This window comes from Mesorhizobium sp. M7A.F.Ca.MR.148.00.0.0, from assembly GCF_003997735.1.
Taxonomy (GTDB): Bacteria; Pseudomonadota; Alphaproteobacteria; order Rhizobiales; family Rhizobiaceae; genus Mesorhizobium.
This window is the reverse complement of the sequence record NZ_RZTB01000181.1, coordinates 1-422: the sequence shown is the minus strand read 5'-3', so window position 1 is coordinate 422 and position 422 is coordinate 1. Positions and strand designations below refer to the sequence as shown.

Annotated in this window: 1 pseudogene; it reads right to left on the bottom strand. The window is 57.3% G+C overall.

Annotation, left to right across the window (positions count from 1 at the left end):
- Positions 1 to 216 precede the first annotated feature (216 nt).
- A pseudogene (locus tag EOB49_RS31900) lies at positions 217 to 422 on the bottom strand (hypothetical protein); the annotation flags it as partial.

Below are 422 nucleotides of genomic sequence, written 5' to 3'. Positions count from 1 at the left end.
GTTGAGAGTTCTAGCGAAATTCTTTTGCAGTCAAGTCGACTTTGGAAAATTAAGCCGGGAAATCGGGATCTAAGTGGAGAGCCGGCTTACTCCTAGCCATCAACGCGAGCGGTGCGTTAGGTGTTTGTGCTGGCAGGGTCGGAGCTCTAGCCAACCCAAGTTAGAGCCTTCTCCGCGCGGTCGTCTGGCTACCCCAAGCCGCGCCTCGTTGCCACCCTAGTCCTCCCCAACGCTGGTGTGCAAACTAGTTGCTGGCTGGTTGCCAAGTGCCTTCAGCATCACCTCAGTCGCGACCTTGAGCCGCGCATCTTCGCCCCCATAGTTGTCCGCAGAGCCGCCACCTGAGTGACCCATGATGGACCGCTTGAGCTTCTCAGGAACCCAAGCAATGACCAGCAAATCTTCCATGCGGTGGCGCAACG